At 68.4% G+C, this 1,310-nt stretch carries 1 protein-coding gene; it reads right to left on the reverse strand.

Features of this window, described 5'->3' with window-relative positions; translation table 11 throughout:
* On the reverse strand, positions 1-1,310 hold a 1,310-nt coding region (locus C5B97_RS17665), incomplete at both ends, for an alanine--tRNA ligase-related protein (protein WP_104313526.1).

Below are 1,310 nucleotides of genomic sequence, written 5' to 3' on the forward strand. Positions count from 1 at the left end.
TCCCAGGCGGGGTCGACCTCGATGCCCTGGCGCTTCGCCTCCTCGACGCTCAGCTCGCGGGGGAACCCGTGGGTGTCGGAGAGCAGGAACACATCAGCACCGGTGAGGGTCGAGCCCTTGTAGGCGGCGAGCGCCTTGAGGCCACCCTTGAGGGTGCGGCGGAACGAGCGCTCCTCCTTGACGAGCACCGCGACGACCTGGTCGCGGCGCTCGCGCACCTCCGGGTAGTCGTCGACGTAGAGGTCGGCGATCGTGGGAACGAGCTCGGCGAAGAAGTTGTCCGAGATGCCCAGGATGAGCGCCTCGCGGATCGCGCGGCGCACGAGGCGCCGCATGACGTAGCCCTGCTCCTTGTTCGAGGGCACGACACCGTCGACGGCGAGGAAGGTGGCGCCGCGGAGGTGGTCGGCGATGATGCGCATCGACAGCGTGTGCGCTTCGTAGCTCTCGCCGCTCAGCTGCTCGATCTGCTCGACGATGGGGCGCAGGAGCGAGATGCGGAACACGTCCGGGGAGTGGATGGCCGCCGCCGCGATGCGCTCGAGGCCGCCGCCGAAGTCGACGTTGCGTCGCTCCAGCTCGACGAACGATCCGTCCTCCTGTCGCCGGTACTGCATGAAGACCTGGTTGCCGATCTCCATGAACTGGCCGCTGTCGCTCGCGGGGTGCGCCGCACCGTAGGACGGGTCGTGGTGCTCGGGTCCGAAGTCGTAGAACACCTCGCTGTCTGGTCCGCAGGGGTCTCCGATGGGCGTCGCCTGCAGCGATCCGCCGCGCGACCACCAGTTCTCGCTGCCGTCGTAGAAGAAGATGCGCTCACCGGGCTGCACGCCGCGTGCGTCGCCGTCGGCCTGGCTGCCCATCTCGACGATGCCAGCTTCGATGCCGCGCTCCGCGAAGGCCTTCTGCCAGATGCTGGCCGCCTCGTCGTCGCGCGGGATGCCGGCAGCCTCGTCGCCGATGAAGGCCGTCACGTACAGGCGGTTCGGGTCGAGGCCCACCGTGTCGACGAGGAACGAGAGGAAAGCAGGGATCTGCTCGGCCTTGAAGTAATCGCCGAGACTCCAGTTGCCGAGCATCTCGAAGAAGGTCGTGTGCCGGTTGTCGCCCACGTCGTCGATGTCCTGCGCGCGGACGCAGGGCTGACTGTCCGTGAGGCGTGTGCCGTCCGGGTGGTCCTCGCCGAGGAGGTAGGGGAGGAGGGCCTGCATGCCGCTTCCCGTGAAGAGCGTCGAGCCGTCTCCGCGGGGGATGAGCGGGGCTCGGTCGATCCTGACGTGCCCGAGTCGCTCCTGGTAGTCGAGGTAGGC

The organism is Pseudoclavibacter sp. RFBB5, from assembly GCF_002931555.1.
In the GTDB taxonomy this organism is placed as follows: Bacteria; Actinomycetota; Actinomycetes; order Actinomycetales; family Microbacteriaceae; genus Pseudoclavibacter.